Raw genomic sequence first — 18,713 nt, 5'->3', positions numbered from 1 at the left:
GAACCCAGGAATGAGCAACAACCAGCCGGGCCCGTACGGCCAGCCGCCCCAGCAGCCGGGTCCGTACGGCCAGCCGGGGCAGCCTGGACCGTACGGCCAGCCGGGGCAGCCTGGACCGTACGGCCAGCCGGGCCCCTACGGCCAGCCGCCGCAGGCTCCCCAGCCCGGCTACGGCTACCCCCAGCAGGCCCCGCCGGCGCAGCAGCCGGGCTACGGCTACCCGCAGCAGGGCGCACCGCAGCAGCCCGGCCCGTACGGCCAGCAGCCGAACCCCTACGGGCAGCAGCAGCCGTACGGCATGCCGCAGGCACCGCAGCCCGGCGGGGGCAAGAAGAAGACGGGCCTGATCATCGGCGCGGTGGCCGTGGTGGCCGCCGTGGCGGTGGGCGCCTACTTCCTGCTGAGCGGGAGCGGCAGCGGCGGCGCCGCGGACGACGGACCGCACAAGCTGACGACCCCGGCGACGGTGCTGTCCGAGTACAAGAAGTCCAAGGGCGACAGCGGCAGCATGACGCCAAGCGACCTGAAGGACGCCGAGAAGTGGGGCGTGCACGACCCCAAGGACGTCAGCGCCGCCTACGACGCCGGGGACCCGGACAACCCGCTGAGCAAGAAGCAGATCAACTTCGGGGGTGTCTACGGCACCATCGACGACCCCGAGAAGACCGTCGACGCGATGTTCGCCTACTTCAAGTCCGAGTCGCAGAAGAGCAGTGGCGGCAAGGACGTCGTCCTGAAGGGCGAGCCGACGGCGTACGAGCCGGCCGGGCTCGACGGCGCGGTCCTCAAGTGCCAGCAGGCCACGGCCCCCACGGGTGCGGGCAGCGGCGGGCCGAAGGACGTGACGCTCACGATCTGCGTCTGGGGCGATCACAGCACCATCGGCATGGTCATGCCCATGGACTACGCCAACCTCGCCGCGGGCCGCGGCAGCGACCCGGCGAAGGACGCCGAGCTGACCGCCAAGTTCCGCGCGGAGGTGCGGGTCAAGGCCTGACGCGTTCGGCGCCGACAGCGAAGGGGCCCCGGTCGGTCGACCGGGGCCCCTTCGTGTGCGTGACGGGTGCGGCTACGCCGTCTTCTGCTCCCCCGAGCCCCGCCCGCGGGCGTCCCTCGGGATCAGCGTCGGGTTGACGTTGGAGAGGACCACGTCGGCGGTGATGACGACCCGGGCGACGTCCTTGCGGGACGGGACCTCGTACATCACGCCCTGGAGGACCTCCTCCATGATGGCGCGCAGGCCGCGGGCGCCGGTCTGGCGCAGGATGGCCTGGTCGGCGATGGCCTCCAGCGCCTCGCGCTCGAAGTCCAGCTCCACGCCGTCGAGTTCGAACAGGCGCTGGTACTGCTTGACGAGCGCGTTGCGGGGCTCGACCAGGATCTTCAGGAGCGCTTCGCGGTCCAGGTTGTGGACCGAGGTGATCACCGGCAGGCGGCCGATGAACTCGGGGATCATGCCGAACTTGACCAGGTCCTCCGGCATGACGTCCTCGAAGACGTCCTTGGCCTCCAGCTCGCGCTTGGAGAGGATCGTGGCGCCGAAGCCGATGCCCTTCGCGCCGGCACGCGCCTCGATGATCTTCTCCAGGCCCGCGAAGGCGCCGCCCACGATGAACAGCACGTTCGTCGTGTCGATCTGGATGAACTCCTGGTGGGGGTGCTTGCGACCGCCCTGCGGCGGGACGGAGGCCGTGGTGCCCTCCAGGATCTTCAGCAGGGCCTGCTGGACGCCCTCGCCCGACACGTCACGCGTGATCGACGGGTTCTCGCTCTTCCGCGCGACCTTGTCGATCTCGTCGATGTAGATGATCCCGGTCTCGGCCTTCTTGACGTCGTAGTCGGCCGCCTGGATGAGCTTGAGGAGGATGTTCTCGACGTCCTCGCCCACGTAGCCCGCCTCGGTCAGCGCCGTGGCGTCGGCGATCGCGAACGGGACGTTCAGCATGCGCGCGAGCGTCTGCGCGAGGAGCGTCTTGCCGGAGCCCGTGGGGCCCAGCAGGAGGATGTTGGACTTCGCCAGCTCGATGGCGTCGTCCCGGCCGCTCGCGCCGCCGTTCTCGCCCGCCTGGACCCGCTTGTAGTGGTTGTACACCGCGACGGAGAGGGCCTTCTTCGCCGCCTCCTGGCCGACCACATAGCCTTCGAGGAACTCGTAGATCTCGCGGGGCTTGGGCAGCTCCTCCCAGCGCACCTCGCTGGTCTCCGCGAGCTCTTCCTCGATGATCTCGTTGCAGAGATCGATGCACTCGTCGCAGATGTACACACCGGGCCCTGCGATGAGCTTCTTGACCTGCTTCTGGCTCTTGCCGCAGAACGAGCACTTGAGCAGATCGCCGCCGTCACCGATGCGTGCCACGGTGTGCTTCCCCTTCGCCTGGGAGACGCCTGGACGCTATGAGTCCAGCGGCTCCTGGTGCTGCCTTATGTCCGACGGTACCTTGCCGGGCCCGGTGTTCGGGCCCCCCTTGGCAGGGTTCACTTTGACGTGCACCGTGCCAAGAGGGGCCGGACGTGCGCGGTTGCGCTGTCAGCGGACCGTGCTGTTGTTCAGCTTGCGGGTGGAGATGATCTGGTCGACGAGGCCGTACTCCAGCGCCTCCTCGGCCGTGAGGATCTTGTCCCGCTCGATGTCCTCGCGGACCTTCTCGATCGGCCGGTTCGAGTGCTTGGCCAGCATGTTCTCCAGCTGCTCACGCATCCGGGTGAACTCGTTGGCGATGATCTCCAGGTCGGAGAGCTGACCGCGGCCGGTGGAGCCGGCCGGCTGGTGGATCAGCACCCGGGAGTTCGGCAGCGCCATGCGCTTGCCGGGGGTGCCCGCGGCGAGCAGGATGGCCGCGGCGGAGGCCGCCTGGCCCATGCAGACCGTCTGGATGTCGGGCTTCACGAACTGCATGGTGTCGTAGATCGCCGTGAGGGCGGTCATGTCGCCACCGGGGCTGTTGATGTAGATCGAGATGTCCCGGTCCGGGTCCATCGACTCCAGGCACAGCAGCTGCGCCATGACGTCGTTGGCGGAGGCGTCGTCGATCTGGACGCCCAGGAAGATCACGCGCTCCTCGAAGAGCTTCGCGTACGGGTCGTACTCGCGGATGCCCTGGGAGGTGCGCTCGACGAAGCGCGGGATGACGTAGCGGCTGTCGGGGCGGGGCCCTTCGTACATGCCGCTGGCGGCGCCGGGGAAGTTGCTCATGGGGTTCACCGTCCTGGTGGCGTTCGGGGGGCTGGTGTCTCGGCGGTGCGTGGCGTGGCCGGACCGGTCAGGCACCGGTGCCGCCGCCTCCCGGAACACCCGAGGCGTGCGTGATGATCTCGTCAATGAGACCGTACTCCTTGGCCTCCTCCGGGGTGAACCAGCGGTCGCGGTCGCCGTCGCGGATGATCGCCTCGACCGTCTGGCCCGAGTGGAGGGCGGTCAGCTCGGACATGCGCTTCTTGGTGCGCATCAGGTACTCGGCCTGGATCTTGATGTCCGAGACCGTACCGCCGAGGCCCGCGGAGCCCTGGTGCATCATGATGTCCGCGTGCGGCAGGGCGAAACGCTTGCCGGCCGCGCCGCCGGTCAGCAGGAACTGGCCCATCGAGGCGGCCATGCCCATGGCGATCGTCACCACGTCGTTCGGGATGTACTGCATGGTGTCGTAGATCGCCATGCCGGCCGTCACCGAGCCGCCCGGGCTGTTGATGTAGAGGTAGATGTCCTTGTCCGGGTCGGCGGCAAGGAGCAGCAGCTGCGCGGTGATCTTGTTGGCGATGTCGTCGTCAACCTGCTGGCCGAGGAAGATGATCCGCTCGTTGAGCAGCCGGTTGTAGACCTGGTCGCCGAGGCCACCACCGATGGAAGGCTCGCCGGCGGCGGAGGGCATCAGATTCGTCACGTATCCACCTGCTCGTCTTACGACGGCGCCGGGCCGTCTCATTGTTCTGCCTTTCATGGACCCTAACGCGACGTTCCCTCCGGGGAATCCCGGTAAGTGAGCTGTTCGCTGTCAGCGCAGGTCGCTCCGCCAGGGCGCCGGGGAACGCCCGGGAATGCGCGCCGGCGGGCCGCTCCCGGCCCGCTACGGCACCGGGTCCCGGGGAAGCCGACGGGCCCCGGGGGGAAGCCCCCAGGGCCCGTCGTACGTGCCTCACAGGCGCCGCAGGGCCGCTCAGCCCTCGGTCTTCTCCTCGGCGGAGTCGGACGCCTCGGTGGCCTCGGCCTCGGCCGGCGCCTCCTCGGTCTCCTCCTCGTCGTCCAGGTCGACGACCTCGCCGTTGGTGTCCTTCACCGTGGCGGACTCGACCACGACGGCCAGGGCCTTGCCGCGGGCGACCTCGCCGACCAGCAGCGGCACCTGGCCGCCCTCGACGACGGCCTGGGCGAACTGGTCGGGGGACATGCCGGAGGAGGCCGCACGCCGCATGAGGTGCTCGGTGAGCTCCTCCTGGTTGACGTTGAGGTTCTCCTTCTTGACCAGCTCGTCGAGGACGAACTGGGTCTTGATGCCCTTGACCGCGGCCTCGCGGGTCTCGGTCTCGAACTCCTCGGCGGTCTTGCCCTGGATCTCCAGGTACTTGTCGAGGGTGAGGCCCATCTGGGCGAGCTGGTGGTGCTCCAGGTTGTGCTTGCGGGTGTTGATCTCGTCCTCAAGGAGCTTCTCGGGGACCGGGACCTCCACCAGCTCCAGCAGCTTCTCCAGGACGCGCTCCTGGGCCTGCGTGGCCTGGTCGAACTGCTTCATGTTGGCGAGGCGCTTGCGGCTGTCGGCCTTCAGCTCCTCCAGGGTGTCGAACTCGGAGGCGAGCTGCGCGAACTCGTCGTCCAGCTCGGGCAGTTCGCGGGCGGCGACCTGGGTGACCTTGACGGTGACCTCGGCCTCCTTGCCCGCGGCGGAGCCGCCCTTCAGCTCGGAGGTGAAGGTGGCCTCCTCACCGGCGGACAGGCCCTTGACGGCGTCGTCGATGCCGTCCAGCAGCTCGCCGGAGCCGATGGTGTAGGAGACGCCGTTGGCGATGCCGTCCTCCAGCACCTCGCCGTCGACCTTGGCCTCCAGGTCGATGGTGACGACGTCGCCGTCCTCGGCGGCGCGCTCGACGGGAGAGGTCGACGCGAAGCGCTCACGGAGCTGCTCCACGGACTTCTCGACGTCCTCGTCCGTCACCTCGACGGCGTCGACCTCGACCTCGATGCCGGAGTAGTCCGGGATCTCCAGGGCCGGGCGGACGTCGACCTCGGCGGTGAAGTTCAGCGTCTCGCCGTCCTTCAGCTCGGTGATGTCGACCTCGGGCTGGCCCAGCGGGCTCAGCTCGGCCTCGTTGACCGCCTCGGTGTAGAACTTGGGCAGCGCGTCGTTGACGGCCTCCTCCAGCACCGCACCGCGGCCGAACCGCTGGTCGATCACGCGGGCGGGGATCTTGCCCTTGCGGAAGCCCTTCACCGTGACCTGCTGGTTGATCTTCTTGTACGCCGCGTCGAGGCTGTCCTTGAGCTCCTCGAAGGGCACCTCGACAGTGAGCCGAACCCGGGTCGGGTTCAGGGTCTCCACGGCGCTCTTCACGGTTCGGTCTCCTTGTGGCTGACTTCTCGGGTTCTGCCGGAGCCCGATGGGTCCGGCGGATTTCGCCGCCCGGAGGAGTTCGTAGGCCGTGGGGGCCGGGGACACACGGGCGCGCAGCTTGCATAGTAACCGCAGCCGGTCAGCGCCCCAAAAGGCGATCATCACGACGTCACTGAGCCGGACGTCACGAGCCGGTGGTCGGGGTGGCGGGATTTGAACCCACGGCCTTCCGCTCCCAAAGCGGACGCGCTACCAAGCTGCGCCACACCCCGTCTGGTGCGACACGTAGGGTACATGCCCCGGCCCGATCCGTCGGCCGCGTTCTCCGGGTCGGGACGCGCGGTGCGGCGCGACCCGACTCGTTGGCCTCGGTGCCGGGCGACCCGCTAGGATGCCTCCAGTGCCGCGGTCACCGACCTGCGGCGCAGTGTTGCGGGCGTAGCTCAATGGTAGAGCCCTAGTCTTCCAAACTAGCTACGCGGGTTCGATTCCCGTCGCCCGCTCTGGATGCCGAAGGCCCAGGCGAGAGGGTGTTTTCCTCTCCCTGGGCCTTCTGCCGTTCCCGGGTGGCGGTGCGCGGTCGCCCGGGGAGCCGGGATCGGACCGTCCGGGCCGCCGCGCATGCGGAGCGTCGCTGGCCGCGTACTGTCGGTGAGCGGGTAGGGCGCGGTGGACCACGCCCGCACTCAGGGCCCCCGGCTCCCCCGCCGGGTCAGAACCTGATCGAGTCGATGGAGTCCGCTATCGAGTTCAGGAACCGGTTGATCGAGGGCGCCATGCCGGTCGAGGCGAGGAAGAAACCGAAGAGGATGGCGACGATGGCCGGGCCGGCCTTGATGTTCCCCCCTCGGATCAACACCACCAGGATGATCGCCAACAGCAGCACCACAGACAGTGAAATGGCCACAACTGATCACACCCTCGGTCGGTCCGCTCTCCCGGCCCGGAGGTACGGCCCGCGCACCCCCGCCAGAACCATCGTGCCACCAACCCGCCCCCCTTATGCGGGTCCTGACGCAACGCCGGACGGGCACACATGCGCAGGACACCTCGCACAGGAATGCGACCGGCGACGCGGTCACGAAATCCACACGAATTCACGGGGCTTCGTTTCAATAACCACGCAACGCATGGGACAGGGAATCCACGTACGGGACACAGAGGCGATGTATGCCCGAATTAGTCTGTATTAATCGGTACATCCGGGGCGAACGGACGACACCTGTGTGCCCATCATCACGTCGACCAGGATGGCAAGTTCGGCGAATTACGGGGTACCCGCGCGGGATAACCAGGAATGACAGTGCGGGTTTTACGGAATCCCACAGCCGACGCTAGGGTGCCTGAGATGTTCGACGCCGCAACGTCCCCCGGCCACAGCCGCAGGCCTCTCCCCCCGGCACAGCCGCCGGTGCGCGGGGTGCCCGACCGGCCCACCCCGACGCCCGCGCAGGAGCAGTCGCGGACCGCCAGACCGGGCAGACAGCGCGACGCGTTCTTCGACAACGCCAAGTACCTCGCGATCGTGCTGGTGGCCCTGGGACACTCCTGGTCGGCCATCAAGACCGACAACCGGGCCCTGGAGGGCCTGTACAACGTCGTCTACACCTTCCACATGCCGGCGTTCATCGTCATCTCCGGCTACTTCTCCCGCAGTTTCGACATGCGCCCGGACCGGCTGAAGCGGCTGGTCACCGGCATAGCCGTCCCGTACCTGCTGTTCCAGATCGCCTATTCGCTGTTCCGGCGCTACGCGGGCCAGGCCGACGACCCGATCAGTCTCGTCTCCCCGTACTACCTGACCTGGTTCCTGTGCGCGCTGTTCATCTGGCGCCTGACCACCCCCCTGTGGAAGCTGGTCCGCCGGCCGCTGCCCCTCGCCCTGGGCATCGCCATGGTCGGATCGGTCACCCCGGGCCTCGACGACAACCTGGACCTCGGCCGCGTCCTGCAGTTCCTGCCCTGCTTCGTCCTCGGCCTGCTGCTGAAGCCCGAGCACTTCGCGCTGATACGGCGGCCCGCGGTGCGGGTGCTGTCCGTACCGGTGTTCGCCGCGGCCCTGGCCGTCGGCTGGTGGACCGTGCCGCGCGTGGACGGCGGGTGGTTCTACCGGCAGAGTTCGGCGCAGGACATCGGCGCCCCCTGGTGGACCGGACCGCTGATGACGCTGGCCATGTTCGGCTGCGCGCTGCTGCTGACCGCCTGCTTCCTCGCCTGGGTGCCGGGCCGCCGGACGTGGTTCACCGCCCTCGGCGCGGGGACGCTGTACGGCTATCTGCTCCACGGCTTCGTGGTCAAGGGCACGCTCTACGCGGGCGGGTTCGACCTCGCCGAGCAGTACGGCGCCCTGGGGACGGTCGCCGTCACCGTCCTCGCCGCCGCCGCCGTCACGGTGCTGTGCACCAAGCCGGTGCAGCGCGTCTTCCGCTTCGCGATGGAGCCGAAGATGGAGTGGGCGTTCCGGGAGGACGCGGCCGAACTGGCCCGCGAACGGCAGAAGCAGCGGGAGACGGTCGGCGTCTAGCCGGTCCCGCTCCCGGCCAGGGGCCCCTCAGGCTTCGAGACCGAGAAGTGCGCGCGTCCTGGCGTACTTCTCGGCCAGCCGGGTCCGGGTCGGCTCGTCGAGCGCCGCGAGCCGCCGCGGGTCGGCGTTGTGCGCCAGGTCGGCCTCCTTCACCAGCAGCGCGCCCGGGGTGGCGAGGATGCGGCGCGCGTACGCCTCCAGTTCCTCCCCGGGCCGCTTGGTGAGGGCGTCCACGATGGCCTTGGTGCGCGGGGTCAGGTCGGCGGCGGCCAGCCACTGACGGCTGAGCGCGTCGTCCTCGACCGAGTCGTGCAGCCAGGCCGCCGCGATCTGCTCCGGGTCACCGCCGCGGGCCCGCACTCCCTGGGCGACGGCCGCGAGGTGTTCGGCGTACGGCAGCCCCGCCTTGTCGGTCTGCCCCTCGTGGGCGGCCCGCGCGACGGCCTCGACCTCTGCGAGCGTGAGCCGGGTCATGGCTCCAGTGTCCCCCGCCCCGTACCCGGCGGCCACCACGGGGAGGCCGCGGCCCGGCGGGCGGGTCAGCGGCCGTTCGCCGTCGGCTGGCGGCAGATGAGGAGCAGGGCCCGGTCGTCGTTGACGTCCTTGGCGACCGCCTCGATGAGGTGCCAGGCGGCGCCCTGGAAGCCGCCGGCCACATAGCGGTCGGCCTCGCCGGTGAGCCGGTCGATGCCCTCCACGATGTCCCGGTCGGAGGTCTCCACCAGTCCGTCGGTGAACAGCATCAGGACGTCGCCGGGGCGCAGCGAGCCCTTCACGGGGTCGAACTGGGCGCCGTCGTACACCCCGAGCAGCGGCCCCTCGGCGGCCTTCTCCTCCCAGCGCCCGCTGCCCGCGCTGAGCTGGAGCCCCGGCGGGTGCCCGGCGGAGTAGAGCTCGTAGTCCCCGGAGTCCAGGTCCAGGACCAGGTGGATGGAGGTCGCGAAGCCCTCGTCCCAGTCCTGGCGCAGGAGGTAGCCGTTGGCGGCCGGGAGGAAGGCGTGCGGCGGGAGGGAGCCCAGCAGACCGCCGAACGCGCCGGACAGCAGCAGGGCGCGCGAGCCCGCGTCCATGCCCTTGCCGGACACGTCGGTGAGCACGGCCTCCAGCGTCCGGCCGCCGTTCGTGCGGGCGGCGACGACGAAGTCGCCGGAGAAGGACTGGCCGCCCGCCGGGCGCAGCGCCATCTCGTGGTGCCAGCCCTGCGGCAGCTTCGGCAGCTTGCTCTGCACCCGGATCCGCTCGCGCAGGTCGAACAGCATGGTGCCGCCGCGCCGCCAGGGCACGCCGACCCGGCTGCGGAACTGCGCGGTCAGCAGCCCGAAGAACCCGCACGCGGCCACCACCAGGACCACGCCGGGGGTGACCCGGGAGGGGCCCTCGGTGTAGGGGCCGAGCCGTACCGACTCCACGATCAGCGCGGTGGCCGCCGCCGCGTACAGACCGAGCAGGCTCGCCGGGCGCAGCAGCAGGCCGCCGGCGACGATCGGCAGCACCAGGGTGGCCGGGGAACACCACACGGAGTCGAGGAGGGTCATGGTCGCGAGGACCGGGACCATCAGGAGCAGTCCGGCGAAGGCGATCCAGTCGGAGCCGTCGCCGCGGAAGTAGTCCACGGCGCTTCTGCGCAGGCCGACGCGGGCCCGGTGCCACTGCATCTTCCACCGGGCCGTGAACGTCTCGGCCTTCGCGCGCCGCTGTCGTCCTGCTGCCATCAGTTCGCGACCCTATCCAGCGGACCGGCTGCTTGGCACGGGAGGTCCCACTTGTCCCCCTGTGGGATTCCACTTAGCCGCCCGTCGGCCGGGTTCCGGCGGGCCGCTCCGGGGTCGAAAATCACTGGCTCGCCCCCCTTCGCCCTGATAGGCATGGCGCATGGGGACTGAGAGCGGGACCGAGTTGAGGACGCTGCGCCCGGAGGAGTTCGACCGGTGGTGGGACCACTTGGTCCGCGCGTTCGGCGGCGGGGCGGCCTCCGCCGAGGAACGGGAACTGGACAAGTCGCTCACCGAGTTCGACCGTTCCCTGGCCGCCTGGGACGGGGACGCGCTCGTCGGCACGTCCGGGGCCTTCAGCTTCCGGATGACCGTGCCGGGCGGGGCGGTGGTGCCCACCGCGGGCGTGACGATGGTCAGTGTGTCCGCGACGCACCGGCGGCGCGGGGTGCTGACGTCGATGATGCGGCGGCTGCTGGACGACGCGCGCGCCAAGGGCGAGCCGCTGGCTGCGCTGTTCGCCTCCGAGCCCGCGATCTACGGCCGCTTCGGGTACGGCGCGGCGACCCTCCAGCTCATCGCCGAGATCGACACGGGCCGGGTGACCCTGGCGGTGCCCGAGGGCACCGATGAACGGCGCGTGCGCTACGCGGCGCCGGCCGATGTGCTGGCGGGGTGCGAGGCGGTGTACGCGGCCCTGGTGCCCCGGCGCCCGGGCATGCTGGCGCGGCGGCCCGGCTGGGAGCGGGCCGCGCTGCTCGACCCGGAGAGCGAGCGGGAGGGCGCGTCGGCCCTGCAATGCGTGGTCGCCGAACAGGACGGTGAGATCACCGGGTACGCGCGCTTCCGTACGAAGATGGGCTGGGGGCGGAGCGGTCACGACGGCACGGTGACGCTGGAGGACCTGGCCGCGCTCGATCCGGCGAGCGAGGCCGCGCTGTGGCGCTTCCTGTTCGGCATCGACCTGATGACGACGCTGAAGGTGCGGGCGCGGCCGGTCGACGACGCCTGGCAGTACCTGGTCTCCGACATCCGCCGCTGCCTGCCGCAGACACGGGACGCCGGGTACGTCCGGCTGGTGGACGTGGGGGCGGCCCTGTCGGCCCGTACCTATCTGACCCCGGTCGACGTCGTGTTCGAGGTCGAGGACGCCTTCTGTCCCTGGAACGCGGGGCGTTGGCGGCTGACCGGCGACCCGAAGGGCGCGTCCTGCGAGCGGACGGCCGACGCGGCCGATCTCGTCCTGTCGGTGCGGGAGTTGGGCGCGGCGTATCTGGGCGGGGTGACCCTGCTGTCGCTGGCGGCGGCCGGGCGGGTGCGGGAGCTGCGGCCGGGGGCGCTGACGGAGGCGTCGGTGGCGTTCGGCTCACCGGTGGCCCCGTGGCTGCCCCACGGCTTCTAGGTCGGCGTGTGTCGCAGGCCGGTCGGCGTGTGTCGCAGGCCGGTCAGCGTTTCTGGCAGGTCGGGCACCAGAAGAGGTTGCGGGCGGCGAGGTCGGCGGTGCGGATGCCGCCGCCGCAGATGTGGCAGGGCAGGTTCGCCCGGCGGTAGACGTACACCTCGCCGCCGTGGTCGTCGACGCGGGGCGGGCGGCCCATGGCCTCGGGGGTGTGCTCCGGGCGGACGGTGTCGATCCGGTTGTTCCGGACGCCCTCCCGCATCAGCGCGGCCAGGTCGGTCCAGATCGCGTCCCACTCGGCCGGGGTGATGTCCCGGCCCGCGCGGTAGGGGTCGATGCCGTGCCGGAACAGCACCTCGGCGCGGTAGACGTTGCCGACGCCGGCCACGATCTTCTGGTCCATGAGCAGGGCGGCGATCGTCGTACGGCTGCGGGAGATCCTGCGGTAGGCCGTGCCCGGGTCGGCGTCCGCGCGCAGCGGGTCGGGGCCGAGCCGGTCGTGGACCGCCCGCTTCTCGGCGTCCGTGATCAGGGCGCAGGTGGTGGGGCCGCGCAGATCGACGTACGACGTGTCGTCGGCGAGCCGGAGCCGGACGGTGTCGGCCGGCGGGGGCGCCGGGGCGTCCCCGAAGCCGACCTTGCCGAAGAGGCCGAGGTGGATGTGGACCCAGTCGCCGTCCCGGAAGCCCAGGAAGAGGTGCTTGCCGTGGGCTTCCGTGGCGGTCAGCTCGGTACGGTCCAGAAGGGCGGCGGCGTCGGAGAACTTGCCCTGGGGGCTGGTGACGCGGACGGTCCGTCCCGCGAAGCGCTCGGCGTAGTCCTGGGCCAGCCGGTGGATCGTGTGCCCCTCTGGCACGGGTCCCCGTTCCTTCCCGCCCCCTGGGGGGCTCAGTCCTGCTGCGGGTGGTGGGCCGGGATCGGCGGGAGGTCGCCCGTGGTCTCGTACGCCGACAGCATGTCGATGCGGCGGATGTGACGCTCGTCACCGGAGAACGGGGTGTTGAGGAAGACCTCGACGAACTTGGTCGCCTCCTCCGTGCTGTGCATGCGCGCACCCACGGCCACCACGTTGGCGTTGTTGTGCTGCCGGCCGAGCGTCGCCGTCTCCTCGCTCCAGGCCAGCGCCGCGCGCACGCCCTTCACCTTGTTCGCGGCGATCTGCTCGCCGTTGCCGGAGCCGCCGATGACGATGCCGAGGGCGTCCGGGTCCGCGGCCGTCCGCGCCGCGGCACGGAGGCAGAAGGGCGGGTAGTCGTCCTGGGCGTCGTAGATGTGCGGCCCGCAGTCGACGGGCTCGTGGCCGGCGGCCTTCAGCCACTCGACGAGGTGGTTCTTGAGTTCGTAGCCCGCATGGTCGGAGCCGAGATACACGCGCATGCAACGAGTGTGACACGCCCGTATCGGGGCAGCAGCCCCAGGGTGTCGGCGGGCACCCAGGGCGTTGCATGTGAGGCAGGCCATAGATCCTCAAGGGAACCTCAAATAACGATACGGATTCAGAGGTTCCCGAATTCGTTCACCTCGGATTCACTGGACCGACTCGTACACCGCTCGTGCGGGCAGCTCTACCTGGCGCAAAGGAAATCCGTCCATGACCTCTGGTTCGGGCCTCCAAGCAGGACTGAAAAACCGCCATCTTTCGATGATCGCGATCGGCGGCGTCATCGGAGCCGGCCTTTTCGTCGGCTCCAGTTCCGGTATCGCCACCGCGGGACCGGGCATCCTCCTGTCCTACGCCCTCGTCGGCACGCTCGTCGTCCTCGTGATGCGGATGCTCGGCGAGATGTCCGCCGCCAACCCGACCTCCGGCTCGTTCTCGGCGCACGCCGACCGCGCGCTGGGCCGCTGGGCCGGGTTCTCCATCGGCTGGCTCTACTGGTTCTTCTGGGTCGTCGTGCTCGCCGTCGAGGCGACCGCCGGCGCCAAGATCCTCGAAGGGTGGATCCCGGCCGTCCCGCAGTGGGGCTGGGCGCTCATCGTGATGACCGTGCTGACCGCGACCAACCTGGTCTCCGTCGGCTCCTACGGCGAGTTCGAGTTCTGGTTCGCCGGGATCAAGGTCGTGGCCATCGGCGCGTTCATCGTCGTCGGCCTGCTGGCCATCCTCGGTGTCCTGCCGGGCGTGCACGCCGACCAGGCGAGCTTCGGCAACCTGACCTCGCACGGCGGATTCCTGCCGCACGGTCCGGGCTCGATCCTCACCGGTGTGCTGCTGGTCGTCTTCTCCTTCATGGGCAGCGAGATCGCCACCCTGGCGGCCGGCGAGTCCGAGGACCCGCAGCGCGCGGTCACCAAGTCCACCAACAGCATCATCTGGCGGATCGGCGTCTTCTACCTGGGCTCGATCCTGATCGTGGTCTCGCTGCTGCCGTGGGACGACGCGTCCATCGCGAAGGACGGCTCCTACGTCGCGGCGCTGAACTCGCTGGGCATCGCGCACGCCGGTCAGATCATGAACTTCATCGTGCTGACCTCGGTGCTGTCCTGTCTGAACTCCGGCCTGTACACGGCCTCCCGCATGGCCTTCTCGCTCGGCGAGCGGGGCGACGCGCCGAAGGCGTTCGCACGGGTCAACGGCCGGGGTGTGCCGATGGCGGCGATCCTCGCGTCGGTGGTGTTCGGCTTCGTCGCCGTCTTCTTCAACTACCTGTCCCCGGACAAGATCTTCCTCTTCCTCGTCAACTCCTCCGGCGCGGTGGCCCTGTTCGTGTGGCTGGTCATCTGCTTCTCGCAGCTGCGGATGCGGAAGATCATCCAGCGCGAGGCGCCGGAGAAGCTCGTCGTGCGGATGTGGCTGTACCCGTACCTGACCTGGGCGACGGCCGCGCTGATCGTGTTCGTCCTCGGCTACATGCTGACCGACACCAAGCACGACGGCCGCGAGACGGTGCTGCTGTCGCTGCTGGTCGCGGCGATCGTGCTGGTGATCGCCGTCGTGAAGGAGCGGATCCGGGCCGGCCGCCCGGCCCCCGCGACCGAGGCCCCGGCCGACAAGGTGTCCATCGGCTGATCCGGCCCGGCACGGCCGCACGACCTGGCCGCATGACCTGACGCAGGCTGTCAGGTCGTGCGGCCATGCTGTGTTCCGCCTTCCCACTCGGCTCCGTCCAGCGGCCCGAGCCGATCGCGCCCGCCCGTACGGCGAAGGACGCGGTGGCCGCCGTGCGGCAGTGGGGGCGGTTCCGTACCGGGCGGGGCGGTTCCTGGTGCGGGTGCTGGCAGCCGGGGACCGGGAGCGGGCCCGGACCGTGCGGGACCCGGCGCTCGCACTGCCGGCCGACGGCACGCTCGGCTTCGCCTTCGGCGCGGGCGACCGGGGTGCGGGGCTGTACGGCGCCGGAACGCACAAGAGGCTCGCCGGGGTGGAGACCTACGACCCGGCGAACCTCTTCCGCATGGACTACGGCGTCAGCGCTTGTCGACCAGCTTCCAGGCGGTGGGCAGCGCGCCCATCGCCAGGGCGGCCTTGAGGGCGTCACCGATCAGGAACGGGGTGAGGCCGGCCGCGACGGCCTGGGAGGCGGACAGGTGGGCGGCCAGGGCCAGGTAGGGGACGCCGACCGCGTAGACGACGGCCTCGCCGAGGATCATCGTGCCGGCCATGCGCAGCGGGGAGCGGTCGGCGCCGCGCCGGGCCAGGGCGCCGACGAGGGCGGAGGCGAGCAGCATGCCGAGGACGTAGCCGAAGGAGACCATGCCCGCGCCGGAGGCTCCCTGCGCGAACCACGGCACGCCCGCCACACCGGCGACCGCGTACAGCGCGAGGGAGAGGAAGCCGCGGCGGGCGCCGAGCGTGGTGCCGACGAGCAGCGCGGCGAAGGTCTGGCCGGTCACCGGCACCGGGGAGCCGGGCACCGGCACGGAGAGCTGGGCCGCGAGACCGGTGAGCACCGCGCCGCCGACGACGAGGGCGACGTCACGGACGCGGGACGCGGGCAGCAGGTCGGCGAGGACGGCGCCGGGGCGGGCGGTGGCGGTGGCGGTGCTCATGGGGACTCCGCGGGTGACGGGGACATGCTGGGACAGGGTGACGCTATCCGAGCCGCCCGCGGCCGATCACCGTCAGCGCCCGACAAAGGGCGGAACGAGAGCTTCGTGGGCTCCGGACAAAGAGGGCCGGTTACACCGGTCGTTGGGTGACCCTGATCACTGAGGCAGGGACGTTTCGCTCACGGGAAGCGGATGCCGGCGGAACTGTGCGGTCTCACCAAACGAACCCGGGTCACACGGGTCGGGTTCGTTCCCGGGGTCGGCCGCGTACCGTACACCGCGGTGGCGCACTGGGGGTCGAAGTGGCGGTCGGCGGCTGGGTGGACCGGGAGACGGGCACCGTGGTCGAGCACGAGCCGCTGGGCCGACGGGACGTGCCGGCGCGGGGGCCGCTCGGCGTCCGCACCCGCCCGCCGGTCCGGGCCCGAGCCGCTGCCTGCCGGTGGGCGAGTATCGGACGCTCCTGGGCCTCCCACTCGATCGAGGGTGACGCGTCGCACTCCCGCCCGTGGTCGTGTAACCGTGGATTCACGATGCGTACCCCGGGCGTCCGGATGGTGGGCGGGTCTGTCGTGCGCGTGGACGGGCCGCCCAGACTGGCGGGGTTTTTGCCCGCTCATCGCACTGGGAGAGCCGCCCCCCATGCACAGCAGTACGACCGAACAGACGCCGCCGCAGCAGCGGGCGGACGCCTCCCTCTCCCACGGCCTCAAGCAGCGCCACCTGTCGATGATCGCCCTGGGCGGGGTGATCGGCGCGGGCCTCTTCGTCGGCTCCGGCGCGGGCATCGCCGCCGCCGGCCCGTCCATCGTGATCGCCTACACCCTCTCCGGCGTGCTGGTGATGCTGGTGATGCGGATGCTCGGCGAGATGTCGGCCGCCTACCCGTCCTCGGGCTCCTTCTCGGCGCACGCCGAGCGGGCGATCGGCCCCTGGGCGGGGTTCGCCGCGGGCTGGTCCTTCTGGGTCCTGCTCTGCACGGCGGTGGGCCTGGAGGGCATCGGCGCCGCGAAGATCGTCCAGGGCTGGCTGCCGGGCACCCCGCAGTGGATGTGGGTCGCGCTGTTCATGGTCGTCTTCTGCGGGGCGAACCTGGCCGCCGTGAAGAACTTCGGCGAGTTCGAGTTCTGGTTCGCCGCGCTGAAGGTGGGCGCGATCAGCCTGTTCCTGATCCTGGGCGGGCTGGCCATCGCGGGTGTGCTGCCCGGCACCGACTCCCCCGGCGCGTCGAACCTGACGGACTTCCTGCCGCACGGCAGCGAGGGCCTGCTGGTCGGCCTGCTCGCCTCGGTCTTCGCGTACGGCGGCCTGGAGACGGTCACCATCGCGGCGGCCGAGTCGGAGGACCCGGTGCGCGGTGTCGCCTCAGCCGTCCGCACGGCGATGTGGCGGATCGCCCTGTTCTACATCGGCTCGATGGCGGTCGTCGTCACCCTCGTCCCCTGGAGCTCCGCGGAGGTCGTGGCGAAGGGCCCGTACGTCGCCACCCTCGACCACCTGGGCATCCCCGGCGCGGGCCAGCTGATGAACGTGGTCGTCCTGGTCGCCCTGCTGTCCGCGATGAACGCCAACATCTACGGCTCCTCGCGCATCGCCTACTCCCTGGTCGAGCGCGGCCAGGGCCCGAAGGCGCTGGCCAGGCTGTCCGGCGGAGTCCCGCGCGCCGCGGTCCTCACCTCCTGCTTCTTCGGCTTCGTCTGCGTGCTGCTCAGCTACTGGCGCCCGGACGACGTCTTCCCCTGGCTGCTGAACATGATCGGCGCGGTCATCCTGGTCGTCTGGATCTTCATCGCGGTCTCCCAGCTGCTGCTCCGCCGCCGCATCGAGCGCGAGACCCCCGAGAGGCTGGTCGTGCGCATGTGGGGCTTCCCCTGGCTGACCTGGGTCGCCCTGGCCGGTATGGCCGCGATCTTCGTCCTGATGGCCCGCGAGCCGGACACCCGGGTCCAGCTCTACTCGACGGGCGGGATGACGCTGGCCCTGGCGGCGGTCGGGTACGCCTGGCAGCGGGCGCGGGCCGGGCGCTGACCGTCGTACCCCGGCCGAGGCCCCCACGTGCGACACGTGGGGGCCTTTCTGTTGCCCCGAGGTTGTTATTGCTAGCGTGCAGTTGCAAGATACTTGCAATAAGGTTCCGGAGGGGATCACCCATGCCCGTCTACACGCTGCCCGACCTGCCCTACGACTACGCGGCGCTCGCGCCCGTGATCAGTCCCGAGATCATCGAGCTGCACCACGACAAGCACCACGCGGCCTATGTGAAGGGCGCGAACGACACGCTGGAGCAGCTCGCCGAGGCGCGGGACAAGGAGTCGTGGGGCTCGATCAACGGCCTGGAGAAGAACCTGGCCTTCCACCTGTCCGGGCACATCCTGCACTCGATCTACTGGCAGAACATGACGGGCCCGAAGGACGGCGGCGGCGAGCCGCTGGCCGCCGACGGCGTGGGCGGACTGGCCGAGGCGATCAAGGAGTCCTTCGGCTCCTTCGCCGCCTTCAAGACCCAGCTGTCCAAGGCCGCCGCGACCACCCAGGGCTCCGGCTGGGGCGTCCTCGCTTACGAGCCGCTGAGCGGGCGGCTGGTCGTGGAGCAGGTCTACGACCACCAGGGCAACGTCGGCCAGGGCTCCACCCCGATCCTGGTCTTCGACGCCTGGGAGCACGCCTTCTACCTCCAGTACCGCAACCAGAAGGTCGACTTCGTCGAGGCCATGTGGCGGGTCGTCAACTGGCAGGACGTGGCGAAGCGCTACGAGGCGGCGAAGGCCCGCGCGGACGTGCTGCTCCTGGCCCCCTGAGAACGTCCTGCCTCGTGATCGTCTTCTCACCCTTCACGACGGCGGGCGGATGAGAGAAGACCCCCGTGAGGACGTGACTCACGGGGGTCTTCCGTTGCGCGGCGCCGAGGGTTACAGGTTGCTGAAGTCCGGGCCCTTGGTGCGGGTCCGCTTGATCTCGTAGAAGCCCGGTACCGAGGCCACGGCGATCGTGCCGTCCCACAGGCGGGCCGCCTCCTCGCCCTTCGGGGCGGGGGTGACGACCGGGCCGAAGAAGGCGATCTGCTCGCCGTCGGGGCCGGGCACCGCGATGACCGGGGTGCCGACGTCCTGGCCGACCTTCTCGATGCCCTCCTTGTGGGAGGCGCGCAGCTCGGGCTCGTACGGGGTGGAGTCCCAGTGGTCCATGAGGGACTCGGGCAGCCCCACGTCCTTCAGGGCGGCGGCCACGGCCGGCTTCTCCGGGCCCTCGCCCTGGTTGTGGATGCGGGTGCCGAGCGCGGTGTAGAGGTCGCCGAGCACCTCCGCGCCGTGCTCCTGCTGGGCCGCGATGACGACGCGGACCGGACCCCACGCCTTGGTCGCGAGCATCTCGCGGTACTCCTCGGGCAGCTCGTCGAGCCTGTTCTCGTTGAGCACGGCGAGGCTCATCACATGCCAGCGGACCTCGATGTCCCGGACCTTCTCCACCTCCAGCACCCAGCGGGAGGTCATCCAGGCCCAGGGGCACAGCGGGTCGAACCAGAAGTCGACGGGGGTCTTCTCCGACAT

Annotated in this window: 17 protein-coding genes and 2 tRNA genes; 7 read left to right on the top strand and 12 right to left on the bottom strand. The window is 70.4% G+C overall.

Annotated features, from left to right (window positions below; all coding sequences use genetic code 11):
• Window positions 1–10 precede the first annotated feature (10 nt).
• On the top strand, window positions 11–997 hold the full coding sequence (locus tag AQJ11_RS01915; RefSeq protein ID WP_059261597.1) for a hypothetical protein: 987 nt from the start codon (window positions 11–13) through the stop codon (window positions 995–997).
• Window positions 998–1,069: 72 nt separating this feature from the next.
• On the opposite strand, the gene clpX is transcribed toward AQJ11_RS01915, so the two are convergent.
• The 5 genes from clpX to AQJ11_RS01890 form a co-directional block, all read right to left on the bottom strand.
• On the bottom strand, window positions 1,070–2,356 hold the full coding sequence (gene clpX / locus AQJ11_RS01910) for an ATP-dependent Clp protease ATP-binding subunit ClpX (protein ID WP_014672712.1): 1,287 nt from the start codon (window positions 2,354–2,356) through the stop codon (window positions 1,070–1,072).
• Between the two features lie 171 nt (window positions 2,357–2,527).
• Window positions 2,528–3,193, bottom strand: a complete 666-nt coding sequence (locus AQJ11_RS01905) for an ATP-dependent Clp protease proteolytic subunit (protein ID WP_014672713.1) — start codon at window positions 3,191–3,193, stop codon at window positions 2,528–2,530.
• 67 nt (window positions 3,194–3,260) lie between these two features.
• Window positions 3,261–3,866, bottom strand: a complete 606-nt coding sequence (locus AQJ11_RS01900; RefSeq protein WP_051009690.1) for an ATP-dependent Clp protease proteolytic subunit — start codon at window positions 3,864–3,866, stop codon at window positions 3,261–3,263.
• A gap of 285 nt (window positions 3,867–4,151) precedes the next feature.
• Window positions 4,152–5,540 carry a trigger factor gene (gene tig / locus AQJ11_RS01895; protein WP_014672715.1) on the bottom strand — a complete coding sequence of 463 codons (1,389 nt, stop codon included), beginning with the start codon at window positions 5,538–5,540 and terminating at the stop codon, window positions 4,152–4,154.
• A 195-nt stretch (window positions 5,541–5,735) separates the two neighbouring features.
• Window positions 5,736–5,812, bottom strand: a tRNA-Pro gene (locus tag AQJ11_RS01890).
• Window positions 5,813–5,972: 160 nt separating this feature from the next.
• Between AQJ11_RS01890 and AQJ11_RS01885 the strand changes: the two genes are divergently transcribed.
• Window positions 5,973–6,043: transfer RNA gene (locus AQJ11_RS01885), tRNA-Gly, on the top strand.
• A gap of 209 nt (window positions 6,044–6,252) precedes the next feature.
• On the opposite strand, the gene AQJ11_RS01880 is transcribed toward AQJ11_RS01885, so the two are convergent.
• Window positions 6,253–6,447, bottom strand: a complete 195-nt coding sequence (locus AQJ11_RS01880; protein ID WP_041665168.1) for a hypothetical protein — start codon at window positions 6,445–6,447, stop codon at window positions 6,253–6,255.
• A gap of 441 nt (window positions 6,448–6,888) precedes the next feature.
• Between AQJ11_RS01880 and AQJ11_RS01875 the strand changes: the two genes are divergently transcribed.
• Complete coding sequence (locus AQJ11_RS01875; RefSeq protein WP_244218069.1) at window positions 6,889–8,064, top strand: acyltransferase family protein; 1,176 nt, start codon at window positions 6,889–6,891, stop codon at window positions 8,062–8,064.
• 27 nt (window positions 8,065–8,091) lie between these two features.
• On the opposite strand, the gene AQJ11_RS01870 is transcribed toward AQJ11_RS01875, so the two are convergent.
• Window positions 8,092–8,538 (bottom strand): HD domain-containing protein, encoded by a 447-nt coding sequence (locus AQJ11_RS01870; protein WP_058080523.1) that lies wholly within the window; start codon window positions 8,536–8,538, stop codon window positions 8,092–8,094.
• 65 nt (window positions 8,539–8,603) lie between these two features.
• Window positions 8,604–9,776 (bottom strand): PP2C family protein-serine/threonine phosphatase, encoded by a 1,173-nt coding sequence (locus AQJ11_RS01865; RefSeq protein WP_041665170.1) that lies wholly within the window; start codon window positions 9,774–9,776, stop codon window positions 8,604–8,606.
• A gap of 160 nt (window positions 9,777–9,936) precedes the next feature.
• Here AQJ11_RS01865 and AQJ11_RS01860 point away from each other — a divergent pair, with 160 nt between their 5' ends.
• Window positions 9,937–11,178 (top strand): GNAT family N-acetyltransferase, encoded by a 1,242-nt coding sequence (locus AQJ11_RS01860; RefSeq protein ID WP_059261595.1) that lies wholly within the window; start codon window positions 9,937–9,939, stop codon window positions 11,176–11,178.
• A gap of 43 nt (window positions 11,179–11,221) precedes the next feature.
• Here the strand turns inward: AQJ11_RS01860 and AQJ11_RS01855 are convergent, their stop codons facing one another.
• Both AQJ11_RS01855 and AQJ11_RS01850 read right to left on the bottom strand, forming a co-directional pair.
• Window positions 11,222–12,031: an Fpg/Nei family DNA glycosylase gene (locus AQJ11_RS01855; RefSeq protein ID WP_014672722.1), complete on the bottom strand. Its 810-nt coding sequence runs from the start codon at window positions 12,029–12,031 to the stop codon at window positions 11,222–11,224.
• Between the two features lie 32 nt (window positions 12,032–12,063).
• On the bottom strand, window positions 12,064–12,552 hold the full coding sequence (locus tag AQJ11_RS01850; protein WP_014672723.1) for a ribose-5-phosphate isomerase: 489 nt from the start codon (window positions 12,550–12,552) through the stop codon (window positions 12,064–12,066).
• A 214-nt stretch (window positions 12,553–12,766) separates the two neighbouring features.
• On the opposite strand from AQJ11_RS01850, the gene AQJ11_RS01845 reads away from it, so the two are divergent.
• Window positions 12,767–14,185: an amino acid permease gene (locus tag AQJ11_RS01845; RefSeq protein WP_014672725.1), complete on the top strand. Its 1,419-nt coding sequence runs from the start codon at window positions 12,767–12,769 to the stop codon at window positions 14,183–14,185.
• A 398-nt stretch (window positions 14,186–14,583) separates the two neighbouring features.
• On the opposite strand, the gene AQJ11_RS01840 is transcribed toward AQJ11_RS01845, so the two are convergent.
• Window positions 14,584–15,165, bottom strand: coding sequence for a biotin transporter BioY (locus AQJ11_RS01840; RefSeq protein ID WP_014672726.1), 582 nt, complete (start codon window positions 15,163–15,165; stop codon window positions 14,584–14,586).
• A 642-nt stretch (window positions 15,166–15,807) separates the two neighbouring features.
• Between AQJ11_RS01840 and AQJ11_RS01835 the strand changes: the two genes are divergently transcribed.
• The gene (locus tag AQJ11_RS01835) at window positions 15,808–17,193 is read left to right on the top strand and encodes an amino acid permease (RefSeq protein ID WP_059261594.1); all 1,386 of its coding nucleotides are present in this window, start codon (window positions 15,808–15,810) and stop codon (window positions 17,191–17,193) included.
• 122 nt (window positions 17,194–17,315) lie between these two features.
• On the top strand, window positions 17,316–17,963 hold the full coding sequence (locus tag AQJ11_RS01830; RefSeq protein WP_059261593.1) for a superoxide dismutase: 648 nt from the start codon (window positions 17,316–17,318) through the stop codon (window positions 17,961–17,963).
• A gap of 111 nt (window positions 17,964–18,074) precedes the next feature.
• On the opposite strand, the gene AQJ11_RS01825 is transcribed toward AQJ11_RS01830, so the two are convergent.
• Complete coding sequence (locus AQJ11_RS01825; RefSeq protein ID WP_014672729.1) at window positions 18,075–18,713, bottom strand: mycothiol-dependent nitroreductase Rv2466c family protein; 639 nt, start codon at window positions 18,711–18,713, stop codon at window positions 18,075–18,077.

Origin of the sequence: Streptomyces corchorusii, from assembly GCF_001514055.1 — a bacterium.
Classification (GTDB): domain Bacteria; phylum Actinomycetota; class Actinomycetes; order Streptomycetales; family Streptomycetaceae; genus Streptomyces; species Streptomyces olivaceoviridis.
Note: the sequence above shows the minus strand (reverse complement) of the source record. Positions and strands in the feature narration are given on the sequence as shown.